General features: G+C 30.6%; 18 protein-coding genes and 1 pseudogene. 5 read left to right on the top strand and 14 right to left on the bottom strand.

Annotated elements, in window-relative coordinates; all coding sequences use genetic code 11:
- Nucleotides 1-462: 462 nt before the first annotated feature.
- From COE53_RS22625 to COE53_RS22615, 3 genes are all read right to left on the bottom strand, one after another.
- Nucleotides 463-1,206 (bottom strand): hypothetical protein, encoded by a 744-nt coding sequence (locus tag COE53_RS22625; RefSeq protein ID WP_091021233.1) that lies wholly within the window; start codon nucleotides 1,204-1,206, stop codon nucleotides 463-465.
- A gap of 315 nt (nucleotides 1,207-1,521) precedes the next feature.
- Nucleotides 1,522-2,043 (bottom strand): DUF4362 domain-containing protein, encoded by a 522-nt coding sequence (locus COE53_RS22620; RefSeq protein WP_098948762.1) that lies wholly within the window; start codon nucleotides 2,041-2,043, stop codon nucleotides 1,522-1,524.
- Nucleotides 2,044-2,609: 566 nt separating this feature from the next.
- Nucleotides 2,610-3,224: a protein kinase family protein gene (locus COE53_RS22615; RefSeq protein WP_098948761.1), complete on the bottom strand. Its 615-nt coding sequence runs from the start codon at nucleotides 3,222-3,224 to the stop codon at nucleotides 2,610-2,612.
- A gap of 256 nt (nucleotides 3,225-3,480) precedes the next feature.
- Here COE53_RS22615 and COE53_RS22610 point away from each other — a divergent pair, with 256 nt between their 5' ends.
- The 4 genes from COE53_RS22610 (at nucleotide 3,481) to COE53_RS22595 (ending at nucleotide 7,636) form a co-directional block, all read left to right on the top strand.
- The gene (locus tag COE53_RS22610; RefSeq protein ID WP_025671048.1) at nucleotides 3,481-3,636 is read left to right on the top strand and encodes a XapX domain-containing protein; all 156 of its coding nucleotides are present in this window, start codon (nucleotides 3,481-3,483) and stop codon (nucleotides 3,634-3,636) included.
- A gap of 100 nt (nucleotides 3,637-3,736) precedes the next feature.
- Nucleotides 3,737-4,915 carry a NupC/NupG family nucleoside CNT transporter gene (locus tag COE53_RS22605; RefSeq protein WP_069032190.1) on the top strand — a complete coding sequence of 393 codons (1,179 nt, stop codon included), beginning with the start codon at nucleotides 3,737-3,739 and terminating at the stop codon, nucleotides 4,913-4,915.
- A 503-nt stretch (nucleotides 4,916-5,418) separates the two neighbouring features.
- Complete coding sequence (locus tag COE53_RS22600; protein ID WP_091021228.1) at nucleotides 5,419-6,789, top strand: glycosyltransferase family 2 protein; 1,371 nt, start codon at nucleotides 5,419-5,421, stop codon at nucleotides 6,787-6,789.
- Complete coding sequence (locus COE53_RS22595; protein WP_069032188.1) at nucleotides 6,782-7,636, top strand: polysaccharide deacetylase family protein; 855 nt, start codon at nucleotides 6,782-6,784, stop codon at nucleotides 7,634-7,636. The genes COE53_RS22600 and COE53_RS22595 overlap by 8 nt, the downstream gene beginning before the upstream one ends.
- A gap of 122 nt (nucleotides 7,637-7,758) precedes the next feature.
- On the opposite strand, the gene COE53_RS22590 is transcribed toward COE53_RS22595, so the two are convergent.
- From COE53_RS22590 to COE53_RS22545, 10 genes and pseudogenes are all read right to left on the bottom strand, one after another.
- Complete coding sequence (locus tag COE53_RS22590) at nucleotides 7,759-8,622, bottom strand: COG4705 family protein (RefSeq protein WP_069032187.1); 864 nt, start codon at nucleotides 8,620-8,622, stop codon at nucleotides 7,759-7,761.
- A 206-nt stretch (nucleotides 8,623-8,828) separates the two neighbouring features.
- On the bottom strand, nucleotides 8,829-9,329 hold the full coding sequence (locus COE53_RS22585; protein ID WP_069032186.1) for a GNAT family N-acetyltransferase: 501 nt from the start codon (nucleotides 9,327-9,329) through the stop codon (nucleotides 8,829-8,831).
- Nucleotides 9,330-9,708: 379 nt separating this feature from the next.
- A pseudogene (locus COE53_RS22580) lies at nucleotides 9,709-10,080 on the bottom strand (VOC family protein).
- 199 nt (nucleotides 10,081-10,279) lie between these two features.
- Nucleotides 10,280-10,762, bottom strand: coding sequence for a heme-degrading domain-containing protein (locus tag COE53_RS22575; RefSeq protein WP_069032184.1), 483 nt, complete (start codon nucleotides 10,760-10,762; stop codon nucleotides 10,280-10,282).
- Between the two features lie 12 nt (nucleotides 10,763-10,774).
- Entirely contained in the window at nucleotides 10,775-11,815 is a 1,041-nt protein-coding gene (locus COE53_RS22570) for an oxidoreductase (protein WP_069032183.1), read from the bottom strand.
- Entirely contained in the window at nucleotides 11,802-12,590 is a 789-nt protein-coding gene (locus COE53_RS22565; protein ID WP_069032182.1) for a DeoR/GlpR family DNA-binding transcription regulator, read from the bottom strand. The genes COE53_RS22570 and COE53_RS22565 overlap by 14 nt, the downstream gene beginning before the upstream one ends.
- Nucleotides 12,591-12,776: 186 nt before the next feature.
- Nucleotides 12,777-13,187, bottom strand: coding sequence for a hypothetical protein (locus COE53_RS22560; protein ID WP_069032181.1), 411 nt, complete (start codon nucleotides 13,185-13,187; stop codon nucleotides 12,777-12,779).
- Between the two features lie 181 nt (nucleotides 13,188-13,368).
- Nucleotides 13,369-13,578 (bottom strand): hypothetical protein, encoded by a 210-nt coding sequence (locus tag COE53_RS22555; protein ID WP_069032180.1) that lies wholly within the window; start codon nucleotides 13,576-13,578, stop codon nucleotides 13,369-13,371.
- A 782-nt stretch (nucleotides 13,579-14,360) separates the two neighbouring features.
- Entirely contained in the window at nucleotides 14,361-15,479 is a 1,119-nt protein-coding gene (locus COE53_RS22550) for an RtcB family protein (RefSeq protein WP_098948760.1), read from the bottom strand.
- Nucleotides 15,480-15,726: 247 nt separating this feature from the next.
- Nucleotides 15,727-16,281: a histidine phosphatase family protein gene (locus COE53_RS22545; RefSeq protein WP_098948759.1), complete on the bottom strand. Its 555-nt coding sequence runs from the start codon at nucleotides 16,279-16,281 to the stop codon at nucleotides 15,727-15,729.
- A gap of 202 nt (nucleotides 16,282-16,483) precedes the next feature.
- On the opposite strand from COE53_RS22545, the gene COE53_RS22540 reads away from it, so the two are divergent.
- Nucleotides 16,484-17,050, top strand: coding sequence for a hypothetical protein (locus COE53_RS22540; protein WP_098948758.1), 567 nt, complete (start codon nucleotides 16,484-16,486; stop codon nucleotides 17,048-17,050).
- A gap of 122 nt (nucleotides 17,051-17,172) precedes the next feature.
- Here the strand turns inward: COE53_RS22540 and COE53_RS22535 are convergent, their stop codons facing one another.
- Entirely contained in the window at nucleotides 17,173-17,871 is a 699-nt protein-coding gene (locus COE53_RS22535; protein WP_180242472.1) for a Dph6-related ATP pyrophosphatase, read from the bottom strand.
- Nucleotides 17,872-17,884: the final 13 nt, after the last annotated feature.

Raw genomic sequence — 17,884 nt, 5'->3', positions numbered from 1 at the left:
AGCCTCCTCGGCGAGCCTGCGGGGTCTCAGGCTTCCCGCATATCCCATAGGAGTCGAGCACCCCTCCGTTCCAATCAACTCATTCATCAAAAAAAGTATACAAAAAAACTTAATCAAATAGCCTTTACTTTTAGTAACTTAAAAGCTTATTAATCAGTTTGTAGGTAAATTAAGATCGAAATTAATTTAAACTAATCAATTGTATTTGTTTTTCTATAAAATTAACTCATAAATTTTTAACCTATGAAAAAACATTACTAGAAATGGTGGAAAAACAGTTTAACATTTAAAACTATAAATAGATTATCCAAAAATGATAATTTCATCTTTAAATAAATGTTCATTTAAAGTTCGTTTTCCCAACTGACAATTTTATATTACAACACTCTTAAAAAGCTAACTGAACTAGTTAGCTTTTTTCAATTCGCAAGTAAATTTGAAACTTCTATTCTTGATCTAAATTTAAATCTCAACAACTTTTGAAGGGTTATTTAGTTTATATTTAACTTCTTTGTTTAGTTTCTTATCAACTACTTTCCCATCAAATTGATAAGATTTACCTACTTCTAATTCAGCTGTTTTTAAAGTTTTGCTTAATGAACACCAAGCATTTCCAATTACTAAATCCTGGTCTCCTTTGACGGCCACGTTTTCCCAAATTACAATCTCTTCTTCACTATCATTAAAATGATTATATTTTGTACTAAATTCTTTAATCGTGCCGTTAAAATGTGATTTATCAGTTGGTAGTGTAATTGAAACTTCCTCTTTCTTTTCAACTTTTTTCTTTGTAGTTGCTTTAGAAGTACTTTCTTTTGACTTTGTTACTGTATCTGATTCTGATTTCTTCTCTTCACTATTCTTCGTATCACTTTCACCAACTGTGTATACTTTCTTAAAGCTTGGAGATTGCATTTCTTTTAAATAAGCAGGATGAATACATGTTAAATTGCCATCTTCAAATTCAATAATTATTGTATGATACTCATCTGTAACCCCATAAGTTTCATAGCCAACAAGCTTTACATTTACTTGAAAGTCTTGACCTTTGAATAAAAAATCATGTTTTGGATTTTTATTAAATAAACCCCAAGATCGTCCTTTTTCTAAATAATCCTCATCAGACAAAAATCTTGTAAATTCTCCTTTTGGAGGTATGTATTTTATTAACTCAGTTTTCTTATTTTGAACTATATTTTCTGTCATTTTATTTACTCCTTTGGTGAATCATTTTTATTTCCAGATTTTCACAGTGGTTTTATTAGTTATATGTAAAAATTATAGTTTAGTTTGGAACTTTTTGTCCATCTTATCGTTAAAAGAAATAATTTAAGGAATATATTACGGTACGTGAAATTTTTGTGATTGAATTGCTGTTGATTCAGTTTTATTAATAATCTTGAATTTAAAGTAGTAAAATTCTTTTGTATATAAATTACGGTGAATGAAATTTCATTTACTATTATTAACTAAAACACAAAAAACGCCGATTTTTTAACCGACGTTTTTTTAAATTTAAAATTAAAATTCCACCTTATCAAAATGATAACAATTTGTTAAATATGAAGTATTTGAATTTACGACCAACTTTTGGCAATAGTCTTCTAATACTTTTGGTCCTGTAACAAATTTACTCATCGCAAATGTACCTTTTCGATATCGGTCTGTTCGATCCCTTGAACTATCAAATCGATAGTATATTAATTTTCCATTATATTGGTATTCGGTAATCACTGGATCACCCTTTGAAGTAAATTCAACAAATCGAATAAAGTCAGGCTTCTTATTTTTTACATTATTAATAAATTTTTGAATCCGTACATTATGGTTAGTTGTTCTTCCTATTATTAATATATCTCCATTTTTTAGCGCATCTTCTTTACTATACGATGCCGGGATTTTGTTAGTTACTTTTTCTCCGTAATTCTCGATTTCTTTTTTTAGCATTTCTTTTGTAAATACACTTGCCTCTGCCACCATAAAATGATCGAAGGAAAAACCAAGAACTATTAAAAGCATAAACGATACGATTGATTTATACATTTTGCCCTCCAATAATACAATTAATATTATTGGTTAGTTTTTCCATTCAGTATTAACTTATGCAATTGACAAAAAATCCACCTTAGTAGAAAGGTGGATTTTTACGCTGATGAAAAACAACCTTGTCAATTAAAATACCAAATTTTCGTAAAAGGANNAGCCTTCCCGCTAATCCCATAGGAGTCGAGCACCCCTTTAGTTCCAATCAACTTATTCAATCAAAAAAAGTCTACAATAAACCATAATCAAATTGCCTTTACTTAGAGTAACCTACCTGTAGTATATTAATCTGCTTGTAGGTCAATTAATATCGAACATTAATCAAACTAATCAATATTTAAATTGTTTTTCTAAAAATTAGCTCATAATTTAACTTCTGAAAAAATCATCATTAGAGTTATTGGAATCATGAAAATGGTCAAACATATTAACATATTCCATTCTTAAAACATTCATCAATAATTTCATCATAAAATAACTGTTCATTTAATGTCCGATTTCTCTTTTGACCATTTTATATTTCAACACTCTGAAAATCCACCTTTACGTAGAAAACTGGATTTTATTTACGAAGAGTGAGAGCTATATGAACTTGAATGTCTACGATGGTGGCGTCTAGAGGATGAAGAATGTCTGTAATGATGCCTTGACGATGAGTGGTCATGACGTCTTTTATGTTTTCGGTTACGTCGATGGGAACTTCCAAATATAGATTTAAAAATGCCTAGCTGGAGAGTTTCTTCTTCAAGAGAAAATCGTCCGACGTCAATAATTCGTACTTCGCCATCATTTGATAACATTAAATTATGATTATGTAAGTCGAATGCGTTTAAACCCGCATTTTGAGCATCAAAGATCGCTTGATTAATTTCTGTTTCATATTGTTTACGTAAATTTTTACTGTTTCCATCTAATTGATAAAAAGTTTCCCCAAATATTCGATCACTTACCATAAAATCATTCGTAAATGCATGGACTTTTGGATAGTATATACTCCGCTTTAGAAGGTGAAGTTTCATTCCGTCATCTCGACTTTTTCCGTCTTCCTTAAATACTTTTATTACATAATTGTCTCTAGTGTAAACATCACCATCTTTTCCACTTGCTAAGTATTCAAAATGATCTGCATGTTCACCAAATAAAGTAAAATCATGAATTTCTTTCAACAGCGATCGTTTCATTCATAAGCCCCTTTCAACTTGAAAACATTCTAAGTGATCAAGATTTAAAATTTTCTTTACAAATATATTCTTTAATAACATTCTTTTTACCTACCAACCATTGGATTTGAAAAAAAGTTTACTTTAGTGGAGTAATTTGTATTAGCTATGAATTTTGGGGATAATACCCTATTAACAGAGAAGATTGGCTATCGTCAGTTAATTAAGTATCAATCGTAATACAAAAAAAGTGTTGAACAAAAAGGAGTTTGTAAATATGCATGAAATAATTATGAGCTTAATCGCAGGTTTAATTGTTGGAGTTGTATTTACTCTCATTAAATTACCAATTCCGGCACCACCTGTATTTTCAGCAATATGTGGGATTATAGGTGTGTGGGGTGGCATGAAATTAGTTCAGCTATTTATATAAATAAACCTTACTTTATTTAATGATATTTTTATATTGATTGGAAACAATAAGATTGCAAATTAGAAATTATTCTACGATTTTGTAGTTTGGAGGAAAATAAATGTCATATATTTTCGCAATCATTGGCATTATCTTGATACTTATTATTTGTTGGCTAATGTCTAATGATAAAAAGCACATTAACTATAAAGCTGTTGCCATCATGTTAGTGGTTCAATTGATTTTAGCTTGGTTTATGCTAAAAACCTCAATTGGAAGAACAGTTTTACAAAAGATCGTCTCCTTCTTTAATAAAGTTTTATCTTTTGGTAATGAAGGTATTTCGTTTGTATTCGGTGATTTATCGACAAAGGGTTATTTCTGGATTAATGTTTTAATGATGATCATATTCGTATCTTCATTATTATCAATTTTGACTTACACAAGAATACTACCGTTAGCAATTAAGTATATCGGTGGTGCAGTTGCAAAAGTTACAGGATTACCAAAGATTGAGTCATTCGTTGCTGTGAATAGTATGGTTTTCGGTGATACAACAGCAATTCTTTCTGTTAAAACTGAATTACATAAACTAACACCTAACCGATTATTTGTTGTCGTTACATCTTCGTTAGTTGCGGTATCTTGTTCGATCTTAGGTGCATATATGCAAATGATCCCCCCTGAATATGTACTAGTTGCACTACCAATCAATGTGTTCTCTGGTTTAATTCTTTCTTCAATGGCATGTCCTGTTACATCAGAACAAGATGAAGATATTAATGTCAAAGAAATGATTAAAGAAAAGTCATTATTTGAAGCCATCGGTAACGGTGCACTTGATGGTGGTAAAGTTGCCTTAATTGTAGGTGCAATGTTAATAACCTACATTGGTTTACTTGCAATGATTAATTTCGTATTCAATTCGATTATCGGAATGACATTTACTGAAATTTTAGGATATGTTTTTGCACCTGTTGCTTTTATCATGGGTATACCAACAGATGAATTAGTACGTTCCGGATCAATTATGGGTACAAAAGTCGCTGCAAATGAGTTTGTCGCAATGCTTGATTTCCAAAAAATCATTCCTAATTTATCAACAAAAACTGTTGCGATTGTGTCATCATTCTTAGTATCATTTGCTAACTTTTCATCCATTGGTATTATATATGGTGCAATTGCTGCAATTGATAAAAAACAATCAGAGCTTTTTGCAAAATTTGGATTAAAAGTATTATTAGTTGCTACGCTAGGTTCAGTTTTAACAGGAACAATTGTAGGATTATTTGTTAGATAATACTTATATTCATTTAAAATAACGTATAACAAAACAGCTGAATCGAATTTAGGTTTTCGGCTGTTTTGTTTATTATCTTAATTAATTTCTCGTATTGGTTTTAATTCTCTTTAATCCACTGATACATATAACCAATTTTCTAGATGATAGATGTTTTTCGTCATACACTACAAGGAAATACATTTTAAAAACGATGTCACCTTCATAATAATAATCCCCCATTTAGAGATTAGTGCAATTTTAAGCAATAACCCCCTTCTTTTTCTATCAATTCAAGTATCTTAATTTAATTCTAAACTTAATACGGTATGTGAAATTCCCTCTCATATATAAAACATTTTAATATTTGTATTGTTAGTATTCATTTTGAAATAAATTGTTCAAAAAATAACATATTAAATAAACCAAAATCTCGTTAAAATAATCAAAGTAGAAATCTAATTTTGTTATGTCTAATTGATTATTATCTTTCATAACAATACAAGTTTTAAGGAGATTTAATTATGCAATTTGTTACAATACTCACCCTTTTCTTATGTACCTTCTTCCCAATATTACATATGATTAATGCACTTCCAATCTTTTATAATCGTAAGAAACGAAAACAAAACATTGTACGATCTAATAAAAGCATTAGCATACTCATACCATGTTTTAACGAAGAAAGCATTATTGAAACAGCTATAAAAGGTATTAATAGATTAGATTACTCAGCAAAAGAAGTTATTTATATTAACGATGGATCACAAGATGAAACCATGAAAATTTTGCATAAACTTCTTCGTCTTTCACCAGAAGAGCGAAAAATATCAAATCAGTTAAAGAGTAATAAAATCAATAACTTTTATAAATCGACTATTTACCCTAATGTCTACGTAATTGACAAAGTAAATGGTGGAAAACATGACGCTTTAAACGCTGGAATCGAATATTCAAAAAATGAATTAGTCGTAACTTTAGATGCAGATAGTATTCTTGCAAACGACGCATTGCATGTTTTGAATGAAGTTTTCCAAGATCCAGATGTATTAGCAGCAGGAGGAATGGTGCACCCTCTTCAAGGTGTCCAATTTAATGAAAAAAATATCGAGCGTACTTTATCGGTTAATCATGTCATTCGATTTCAAATTTTTGAGTTCATAAAAGGATTCTATATTAATCGAGTTTCACTTGCGAAATTCGATGCACTATCCGTTATTTCCGGGGCATTCGGGGTTTTTAATAGAAAGATTTTATTTAAAGTTGGTGGATATAGAAAGACTTTAGGTGAAGATATCGACATTACATTAAAATTCCAACAATACATTTTAAAAAATCCTGGTAAGAGAATGGTTTTTGTACCCAATGCTGTATGCTATACAGAGTGTCCAGAAACGTGGAAGGATTTATTTAAACAGAGAATTCGTTGGCAAAAGGCATTTATTGATTGTGTCATTTATTATTTTCCGATGCTTATAAAGACCTTTTTATTTCGCACCGTTTCTTTCTTTATGCTAATCGATTCTTTTATATTAGGTACAGTTGCTATCTATTTTACGCTTTTTAATTTTGGTTATATGTTGTTTACAAATATAGGACATGCTCAAAATCTACTATTATTCTATCTGCTTGGAGTTGTATCTTTAAATTTTATTTATAGTCTATTTGCTATGTATTTGGCTAATTATTATGGCGTTAAATTTAAAGGCAAAGAAAAGATCAGATTGACGGTTACAATTATTTTAGACTTATTTGTCTATCGTTTTGTAACATTATTTTTTGTGCTATTTGGAACTATTTCCTATTTTATAAACCGTAATGATTGGAACAAAGTTTCACGATCCGGAAGGATTTATGAGTTAGAAAAGGATAAAGGAATGAAGAACGTTGGATAAAAAACTTGTTATCGTATATGCTGTTCTAATTTCATCATTTTTGATAGCATATCCGTTTATGAAAAGTAGCGCATCTTATTTGTCAGAGTCTAAACCACAAAATAATTTGGTGCAAACTACTAATTGTAAAAATTTGCAAAGTAAAGTTCAAACACCACAAGAAATACAAAAAAACAAAAATAAAGCTAACATTATTTTTACAATGGATGATGGATGGGAAACGCAATTTACGAAAGGTTTTAAAATCCTAAAGGATAATGATGTAAAAGGAAGTATTGCTGTCATTCCTTCGAAAATAGGTACTGAAGGATACATGTCATTAAGTCAATTAAATACTTTATATCGTTCTGGTTGGGATTTAATGAATCATACTAATACACATCGACATTTAGCAAGTTTAAAAAAACAAGAACAAAAAAGTGAATTAAACGATGCACGTAAATGGCTTGATCAACACTGTTTTACAAGAGCAAGTAATATCGCAGTTTATCCATATGGGTCTTTTAATCAAGATACCTTGAAAACTTTGCAGGAAGAACATTATCGAAGTGCTCGTACCATTAAGGATGGAATACAAACAAACAATATCAAAAAATATGAAGTCCGTACGATTAATTTACTTCCTAGTACCGACATTTCATGGGTTAAAGATCAAATTGACTTAGCAATTAAGACGAAACAATCAATTGTATTTACGAATCATCGATTTGAAAAAAAAGCTGATAAAGCTCAAATGAATTTTGATCCAGAAAAGTTTAAAACGATTGTTAATTATGTCGTAAGTAAAAAAGATGAACTAAACATTTTGACATATTCTGAATGGCTAGATTTAAAAGAGATTAAATAACATTATAAATATTAATTCAAGCTGCTTTGGCAGCTTTTTTCTTCTAAAATAATAATAAGGAGAGTGAGGGGTTCGTTATCTACTTACCTCTCACTCTCCTATTATCTAAACTTTAAAAGAAATTAACTTACTTGAATATCAGATTCATTCATTTTCGATGTGTTTAATTGTGTTTTATTTGTTACAAACTGGATGATTATACAAACTATAAGAACACCCAATAAAATTGCAGATGCGATTTGTGTTCCGTTCTCTAACCCTAATCCGCCTTTTTCTTGAGGTTTAATTAGGAAATCTCCGAATGTTGCTCCAAACGGTCGTGTCAACACGAACGCTATCCAAAATAAAAATACTCTATTTAAATTTGTAAACTTATATGCTAAAAGAATTAATAAAATTAAGCCACCTGTTAGCATAGCCCCCTCGGCTATAGTTAGTCCTAATCCTTGTTCTAGATAGTTACCACCACCTGCTAACGTACTTACTCCATCAGCTTTATGCGATAAAAAATCACCTGCTGCAGTCCCTAATGTATTAGATACAAGAATAGCAATCCAATATAAAACTTCAACTCGTTTTGTTTCAATTTTTTTCACATTTAAAGTTGGCTCTGTAAAATACCAAAAGATAAAAATGATAGCTAGCAAACTTATTAGTATGAGTGAGCCTTTCATATAACCTAGCCCTAATGAGCGATCCATATAATCAGAAAATGCTGTTCCCGCAAGACTAGTTGATAGAATAACAGTCCAATAGACAGATGGTACATATCTCTTAACAAATAATTGAATGATTAAAAAGACAGCAAATACTCCCACGAAAAACAGAAATGGAGTTAAATAATTATCCTCTGTTCCAGGTACAGTAACTAAATCACTCCCTGTTTCTCCTAGTGTTGTCGCTGCAATCTTCATAATCCAAAACAAAAAGGTCAACTGTGGAATTTTACTAACTGACGACTTTAAAACTTTTTTTGCATTTGACATTAAAATATCATTCCCTTTCATATGTAATTTAAATACAATTTATAATCCCATACAATTATGAAAGGAAAATGAAAATGGTAATTTTTTGAAAAAAATTCACCTATTCTTTAAAATTTTTCAACTTAACTCTAACTTAAAATTATGAATAGATCTTTACTGTTTTTTCTAATAATCATTGAAATTCACTCCAGCAAAACCATTAGTCATTATAATATCTTAGCCATATAATATTCATCAAAGCTTTTACCATCTATTAGTAAGGAATTTATTTTTGTTCCTTCGATTTGATAACCCATCTTTTTATATAAACCAACTGCTGCTTCATTCTGTTTTACAACAGTTAATTCTAATCTGAATATACTATGATTAATAGCCCATTCTTCTATTGCTTGAAATAATTTTGTCCCAATTCCCTTACCTGAAAATTCCTTTAAAATTCCAATGACAAGATAGACGGAATGTTTTTTCCTTTTTGCAGTACTCCCAATTGCAAAAGCATAGCCGACTAACTTGCCAGAAGTTTCTTCCGCAACAAATATAGTTGAATTTGAGGATTTTTCAATTACTTCTAACTGTTTACGTTGTTTATCAGTTGTTAGATTCCTTTCTCCTGCTCCATAAAGCATGAAATCTGCCTGGCTTTCAACTTCAGAAATTATTTTTGCAAAATTTTCCGCATCCTCTAGTTTGATTTCTCTAATTTTCACTTCTGACCCACCTTATGTATTGATTTTTTTCATAATTAAATTGTCGATCAAACAATTAAGAAAGTAAAGATTCTAATAAACTTGATAGACGAATATCTTCGTTTGTTATAGGATTCTCGTAACGGCTTGTTCGCACGAATAGCTTTTTAATATTCGATGTGATGGTATTGAATCCCTTTATTCTATGAACTTAAACTATATCAATTAGTGTTGTTCATGACTCATTTAAAAAAGAAGCCGAAATTTCGACTCCTTTGATGTTGGCTTTTTTAAATAGGGTTTTTCAGGCAAAAAATATGGAAACGCCTGATTTTGACGTTCCCCTTTCTTTTTCAGTAAAACACTCGATAATGAAATAAGCTAATTAATTTATATAATCTTACCAGTGTACTTGAAGTTTATTACCATTTGGGTCATAAAAGTGGAAAAAGGCATGACCGTTATCTTCTTTTATTTCCTCTACCTTAACTTGATGATCAATTAAGTGTTGATGAAATTTAGATAATTCTCGACTTGTAAAGCCAATGCTAAATGCTTGTTAATTATCAATTGTAAAATGTACAAATGTTTCATCTTCAGTAGGAACTAAGATAAGTAAGAAAGGTCCTTCATTTACTTTTAAAATCGCAAGTTCCTCATTATTGTTTACTAACTGCAGCCCTAATACATCTCTATACCACCTAGCAGACAGTTTTAAATCCTTTACAGGAATTCTTATATAATGTACTTGTTCAATAAATGATTTACTCATAGCCTTTTATCCTTTATTTAATCTGATCTATGAAATAATTCCCTTTCTATCTACCTTTTTCCTTCTGAAATTGAATTAACTTACCATTGATTTGGCAAATTATGTCCGATAATACCATTAAAACTAATTTGCCCTCAGTTAATTTTACAACCGTTAAAGTAAATCACTTAATACATTATTTTTTAACTAATCTTTAAAATTAAATCCTTTTATTCAGGAATTTGGCTAATGCCTCAACTATCAAATTATGATCATCCTCTTGAGCTAAGCCTGAAACCGTAATGACACCAATTACGCCAGATCCTTCAATTTTAATAGGAAATGCCCCTCCATGTGCAGCAAACTCAGACGGACTGGCCGAGTAAAATTCATTATATGATCTATTTTTCATCTCATTGTAAAGTCTCATATAATAAGAGCTGCAATGATGACGGAGAACAATATTAGCTTTTCGCTTGATCCATAAATCTTGATCTGGTGATGTATGATCCATTGCATAATGAAAAACGCTTTGACCATTTTTCAAAATATTTATAGCAACTGGTTTATCAAACTCTTTAGCTGCTTCAATCAGTAACAAACCAATTTCTAAAGCATTTTTGTTTGAAAAACTTTTAAAGATTAGATTCTCTTCTTGTTTTTTTACCACTTCAAGTTTTTGTTGAATAGTTATCTCTTCCATACGACCCCCAAATTAAAGATAGATTACTTTCTTTTCTTCGCTACTTTTAAGTGCTGCTTCAATGATTTTAATAACACATAAGCCTTCTATACCTGTAACGGGAGCATCGCAACCATTTAAAATACTTTCAGCAATTTTCCTGTAATATGTTGTATACGAACCTGGTATTGTTTCAATCGTTTCTTCCATTTCTTTTTTGCCGTCAACAGTATAGAGCTTTCCATAGAAATGTGGTTCATCCGTTCCCCATTTTTGTTCAGTAGGCTTTTTACCTTCTTTTAGTGCAGCTTCTTGTCCATCTATACCATACTTTATAAAGCTACCCTTGTTTCCATGAACTTGAAAACGCGGTCCGTTACTTGGAATGATGGAACCAGAGTGCAATATAACACGTAGTTTGTCATAACCTAGGATGATATGGAAATAATCATCTGTCTCTGCATTTTCTCTTTGTGCAAATACATCCGCAAAGATGAATTGAGGTTGTCCAAAAAGGCTTAAAGCTTGATCAATTAAATGTGAACCTAAATCGTATAACATGCCAGAACCAGGACCTTGCTTTTCTCTCCATCGATTTCTTACTTCTGGTCTATATCTGTCAAAGTGAACTTGATATGTATTGATTTCACCTAATACACCTTCATTTATTAACTTTTTAACTGTTAAAAAGTCGTTATCCCATCTTCTGTTATGGTAAACGCTAAGTAGTAAATTCTTTTCTTCAGCTATCTTAATTAGCTCTTCTGCTTCCCATGTTTCCACTACCATCGGTTTTTCTAATATGACATGTTTACCAGATTCTAAGCTTTGTTTTGCCATTTCATAATGCATTCCACTTGGCGTAGTAATGACAACTAAATCAATCAATTTATCTTTTAATACATCATCTAAACTACTTACTACATGAACATCTCCTAAATCTCTTTGGACATCTTCCTTTTTTGAACTAACAACTTTAGTTAATTCAAATTCATCTAGAACGCTAATAAATGGTGCATGGAACGTAGCTCCTGAAAAACCATATCCAACTAAACCAACCTTAATTTTTTTCATCCGAAACCCTCTCACTTTCCTCTTCTTCTAAACTAATTAAATGAATATTGAATTCGATTATTTTTCTTTTAAATTCTTCATCTGGATCTTTGTCTGTAATAATGATGTCGATCCCCTTCATATCACATACCTTGTGCAGAAAAACTTTTTCGAACTTTGTATGATCTGCCAATAGAACTACTTGTTTTGCACAACTGATCATTTTTTTCTTTAAAAACGCTTCCTCTTCATCAGGTGAAGTTATTCCGTCTGTGCTAATTCCACAAGCACCAAGAAATAGCTGATCAACTTTGTAATCATTAAGTGTTTCAATTGTCCTAGGTCCAACTAAATTTCTATTTTTTCGATTAAATTTTCCTGGTAGCATAAAGGTTTGAACTTCTTCATACTCGCCTAATAAATCAACTATATCAATTGAATTTGTAATCACATTGACTTGTTTATTCGACATAAATTTCGACATGAGTGCACAAGTTGAAGATGTATCCATCAATAAGTCACTAGTTTCCCGTATAAGTAATGTTGCTCTTTGCGCAATTTTTTCTTTGCCTTCCGTTGCAGTTCTTTCTTTATAATCGGTTAAATTTCGATTACTGGTTGGAAGTGTTGCTCCACCTTTAATTCGAATAATTTCCCCGCGTTCTTCTAGTTTGACAAGATCTCTCCTTGCTGTATCCTTTGAAACGCTAAGCATCGTACATATTTCTTCTAAAGTAATCTCACTATTTGAAGCCAAATACTTTATTATCAAAGTTAATCTTTGTTCTTGATACATCGTTTAGAGCCCCTTTATCTATTTCCTAAATATAATTCTAAAGCTATTATATATAATTAATCTAAGTATTTCTATAACAAAACTTAAAAAACTTAATTTAATTATGTTATTTAAGTTTTTAAGGAGTTATTTATAACATAAAATAAAAAAGACGGTATTTTAACTTAACCGTCTTTAAAAACTGTTTTATAAAAATTTAATTTGGTGGAATTGATGACTTTTTCCATTCCATTCAATTATAAATTCTTCAATCCCTAAAACTGCAGTCTCGGGTTTTGACACTTGATGATCAATCCATTTCTTAAGTTTAGGTAATACATCATTATGAAATTGGGATTTTGCCTTCTCTGGATAAATAGTTTGCGAGATTGGATAGAAATAAATTCGAATATCCTTGTCTCTATTACAAGTAACCGAAGCTACAACGGTACCGCTAATTTGTGGTGGTCTTGCACAACGATTATCAAATTCAAACTTTCTTGTTAGGCCAAATATAACACTAGCCTCTTCTTTACTAGGAAGATTCAACCTTATTTGTTTTCGATTTGCAGCATATGTTTCAATTTTATTGAGATTTCTAAAAAAAACGATCTTCAATTTTGCACCTCCTAATAATAGCCACAACAAATATAATTTCTACTTCATTTAATTTATGCCCCTACTAATAATCATATTGACCTACTTTGAAATAATCACAATAAAAAAAATCGACAAAAATGTCGATTACGTTCAAAGCTAGTAAACTATTTGAATTATGGTTGAATTAAGTAAGAAAAAATTATTTAATATAGTAAACTAGTCCTCCAATACTTATAAAAAAAATGCCAAAAACGCCTGACCATATGGAGATTTGATCTTTATTTAAGTGCCCTAACTTAAATAAATCATCTTTCACAACTCTTTGTTGTTCTGGAGCTTGAAACGCACCTATGAGTATTCCAGAAATAAGTATAAAAATTGCACCAATAATCAAACAAATTTTCACCAAATTTATTCCACTCTCCTTTATGAATTATATTCAAAGGAGAAGTACCAAAACCCTTTAATTTTTCCACTTATCTAATCGAATCAACTACTAATCTCCAAAGAAAATTTCCAACCAACAACGACAAGCCAATATACAGAACAAAAAAGAGAAGTACTACTAAAAACCTCTTAAACTTATTCAGCATAGTAATCCCCCATTATGTAAAAGATTAAGTGTCAAATAAGTAAATTTATATAATTTTATACTGATAATGGGGAGAAAGAACTTAATTGGCTAATATTTTCTTTTTAAAAAACCTCTCAAAATAGAGAAGTTCAGAGTGTTGAAATATAAAATGGTCAATATAGAAAACGGACATTAAATTAACATTTATTAATGATGAAATGATAACTTTTGGTTGAGCTATCTATTAATGGTTTTAAATATTAATATGTTTGAGCAATTTTATGATTCCAATAACACTAGTAAGTTTTTTTATAAGGTAATAATATTATATGCTAATTTTTTGAAGAATAAATTTAGTTTATTAATTAATGTTCGATCTTAATTGACCTACAAATTAATAAACAACTGATAGGATACGCTAAATAAAGGCTATTTGATTAGTTTTTATTGCAGACTTCTTTTTGATGAATAAGTTGATTGGAACGAAAGGGGTGCTCGACTCCCATGGGATAAGCGGGAAGGCTNNAAATCAACATCACTCTACTCCTTTATTAAAATTTGGTAAGTTAATTGACAAGGTTGTTTTTTTTCAGCGTGAACCTCTCAAAATAGAGAGGTTATTTGTCAGCCTTAAGATTATAAACCGGTTTCATAAAAAAATCGATCTCAATCTGTTCCGTAATATTTTCTAATATTAATTTAGGCTTTTTATATACCATTGGTGATTCATCGACTGTATGCTTGTTGACTGATGTAGTATAAACACCCTTCATTGCTTTTTGATAAACATCTAGGTCGACTTTATGGACTGCGTCTGTTCGGCTCATAATTCGGCCTGCCCCGTGTGGTGCTGAATAATTGTAGTCACTTGAACTTTTACCTTTCCCTACAACACAACCATACGCCATATTAAATGGGATAATTATTTCTTCACCTTCACGAGCTGAAATTGCACCTTTTCTTAGAATATTGTTTTGAAGGTCAATATAATTATGTACAGATTCAATTTTTTTAATCGAATCAAAATCGAGTTTAAAATATTTTTCAATGATGATTTTAGCAATCGTTTCTCTATTTAACGAAGCAAAATGTTGAGCAATTGATAAATCTCTTAAATATGCATCTTTGTCTTCTTGTTTGGATAAATATTCGAATCCTTTGTAACTTTCTCCGAATAATTGTTTCATATTTTCTTTAGCAACATTTATATGATGTTTTGCAATTTCAAATCCAAAATTTCTTGAACCTGTATGGATGACAAGCCAAAAATGATTATTCTCATCTTTATCTATTTCTATAAAGTGATTTCCAGAACCTAACGTTGCAATACTGTTCATTACATACATATAGTTCAGATTAAGTCTCTCAATCGCTTCAGCAATCTCTTCCGGCTCAATCACAGGTTCCTCATGGATATTTGAACCAATCGGGATCTGTTTTCTAATGAACTTATCAAGTTTTTCACTCTTTATAGATTTCATTCGCCCTAGATGGTATGCACTAACTCCACATCCAATATCTACACCGACGATTGAAGGGATAATAAAATCATTCAACGTCATCGTAAAACCTACCATGACACCTCCACTAGCTATATGGCAGTCTGGCATGACAACAATGTTTGAATTTGCAAAGCATTCGGTATCCAAGATTGTTTTTAATCGTGTAATGACATTTGTATCAACATAATCAAGTAGTATTTTTCCATTATTGTGTTTTCCATTGAATTCTAACATGCGTGATCCTCACTTGTGTTTTTCTAAAACTGTTTTTCATAAAGTCCTATCCACTTAACAATAGAACAAACTTAGAAATAGTATATCATCTCTAATTATACGATTCGTTAATTTCCTGAAAAATAAAGAATCACTACTTCTTTCACCGTATTCTAATAATGCATTTTTTAGTAGAATATCAGTATAAAACTCTAACTCTCCTTTTTACATTTAATACCTCTAATCAAACTATTAGAAGTGTACGACATTAATTCCATATTCTTTTCACTTCAACTAAAGATTCACCTTCAAAGGTTAATTTATAAATATCCGGCATAGCAAGTTCATTCCAAAAATTAAAATCATATTTTTGATCAAAATAATTCATAATTAGCACCATCAAATTTCCATGTGTACCAATAACAATGTTTTTACCCGAATAATTTTTTAATAGATTGTTTATTGCTTCCAATCCTCTTTTTTGAGCCGTATAATTTGACTCTCCACCATTCAACGAACGCTTAAAGTCCATCCAAACTTCTCTTATTACTTTTTCAAAATCCAGGACAGGCTCTAGTGATAGGAGTCGCTCTTTAAAATTTTCTTCTATTATAATGTCTAAATTTAATGACATGGCTATCTCTTCAACTGTTTGAATTGCACGTTTATATGGACTTGAAATAACGTAGTCAATCTTTTCATTTAATAGTAGTTTAGTAACTATATTTGCATCAGTAAAACCTCTTTTAGATAATGGTCGGCCCATTTCATCAGGAGTATAAGTTGAATGAGCATGTCTTACTAAGTATAAGTTCGTTATCATTTGGCATCACTCCCTTTTCAACATTTTTTACCTATCTTTGAAATTCGACATTTTTTTAGCATTTCCTTGTACTGTCTTCGGTCATTAATAATACTTCAAATACAATGGTATTATCTATGGCTTCAAACATTTTTAAAAGTATAGTTTTGAGTAATTCAACTTAAACTAAAGTAAAAAATTACACAAGGTCCGGTGTGAATAAATGAATAAAATATGTATTACTACCATTTTGAGCACATTCATTTTTTTTAGTTCTTCGCATTTAGCGCTAGCAGAAAAGTTAAATGAAGTTTCTGCAACACTTACAATCCAAGTAAGCCCAGCAGCAGACCCCTCAGGAGAATCTGGTCAACCGATTAAAGGCGCTAGGATTATTGTAATCAATTCATTAGGTAAAGTTTTAGGTACTGAATTAACTGATTCAAAAGGAATTGCAAAAATAAATGTAACAGTGATGAAGGATCCTCGTTTTACGAAGAAGCAAATGGGAGAGGTTACTGTTATCGCTGTAGCTAACGGATATAATGAACAGATTGACTTTAGTGTGCCAATCAATGAATTCAATGATCATATGGCTAAGGATTCGGTATCACTGATGATTGTGGATCCAAAAAGGAGAAATGAACCACAATTTACTAATGGTTCATATCATCGGTTAACCATATTTGAAATGTTAGATGATTATGCAAAGCAAATCGGATTAACGAAACAAAATATTACAATGGCTGCAGGAGCAGAGCCGCCTTGGGGACCTAATTTGAAAAAATAGTAAAGACAAATATACTTAAGTTTATCAACGTGATATTTAGACCTTTCAAATAAAAAAATAGACTGTTTCAATTTAACAGTCTATTTTTTTATAATTTCCATTCAATTACTTAAAACGAAACTTCATACTAGAACTAAATCTGTATAACAAAATCTTGTTTCTCCTGTATAAACATCAGCAGTTAGCTTCTTTTCTCCAATGTTAAAATGAATAGGATTATTAAAAATAGGTCCATCAAATACAAATGAATGGTATTCTCCATTTTCACCACAAGGATCAACTTCTTTTGGAAGATCGTTGATTAAATGATAATCTATTTCTTTACCAGAAAATTCTTCTGATAATCTCGTTAAATCAACACATGTAATAATCGTTTTATAACCTAAAGAAATAAAGCGTTCGATCACATTTGTCGTAGCTTCACCCCATAAAGGAAAAATTGGCTTAATTCCTATTGGTTTAAGCATATCCTCTCGATACTTTCGTACGTCTTCAAGAAATAAATCACCAAATGCAATATATTCAATCCCTTGTTCCTTTAGCTCTAAATTAACCTTAGTCATTATTTCTTGATATTTTTGATTAGAACAATTTTCTGGAATCCAAATTTTCTTTAATGGAAGACCGATTGAATCTGCTTGTGCCTCCAATAATTCAACCCTCACTCCATGAATGCTCGTCCGATTAAATCCTTCGGTTACTGATGCAATTAGTACGACTACTTCAAATTCATCAGAATGCAAAAGATCATGCAATGCCAAAGTTGAATCTTTACCGCTAAAAGATACTGCTACTTTTTTCTTATTAATTGCGATTACCACCCTTATAATAAAC

Source organism: Bacillus sp. AFS029533, assembly GCF_002585125.1.
Taxonomy (GTDB): domain Bacteria; phylum Bacillota; class Bacilli; order Bacillales; family Bacillaceae_G; genus Gottfriedia; species Gottfriedia luciferensis_B.
The sequence above is the reverse complement of the archived record's forward strand: the minus strand, read 5'-3'. Positions and strand labels throughout refer to the sequence as shown.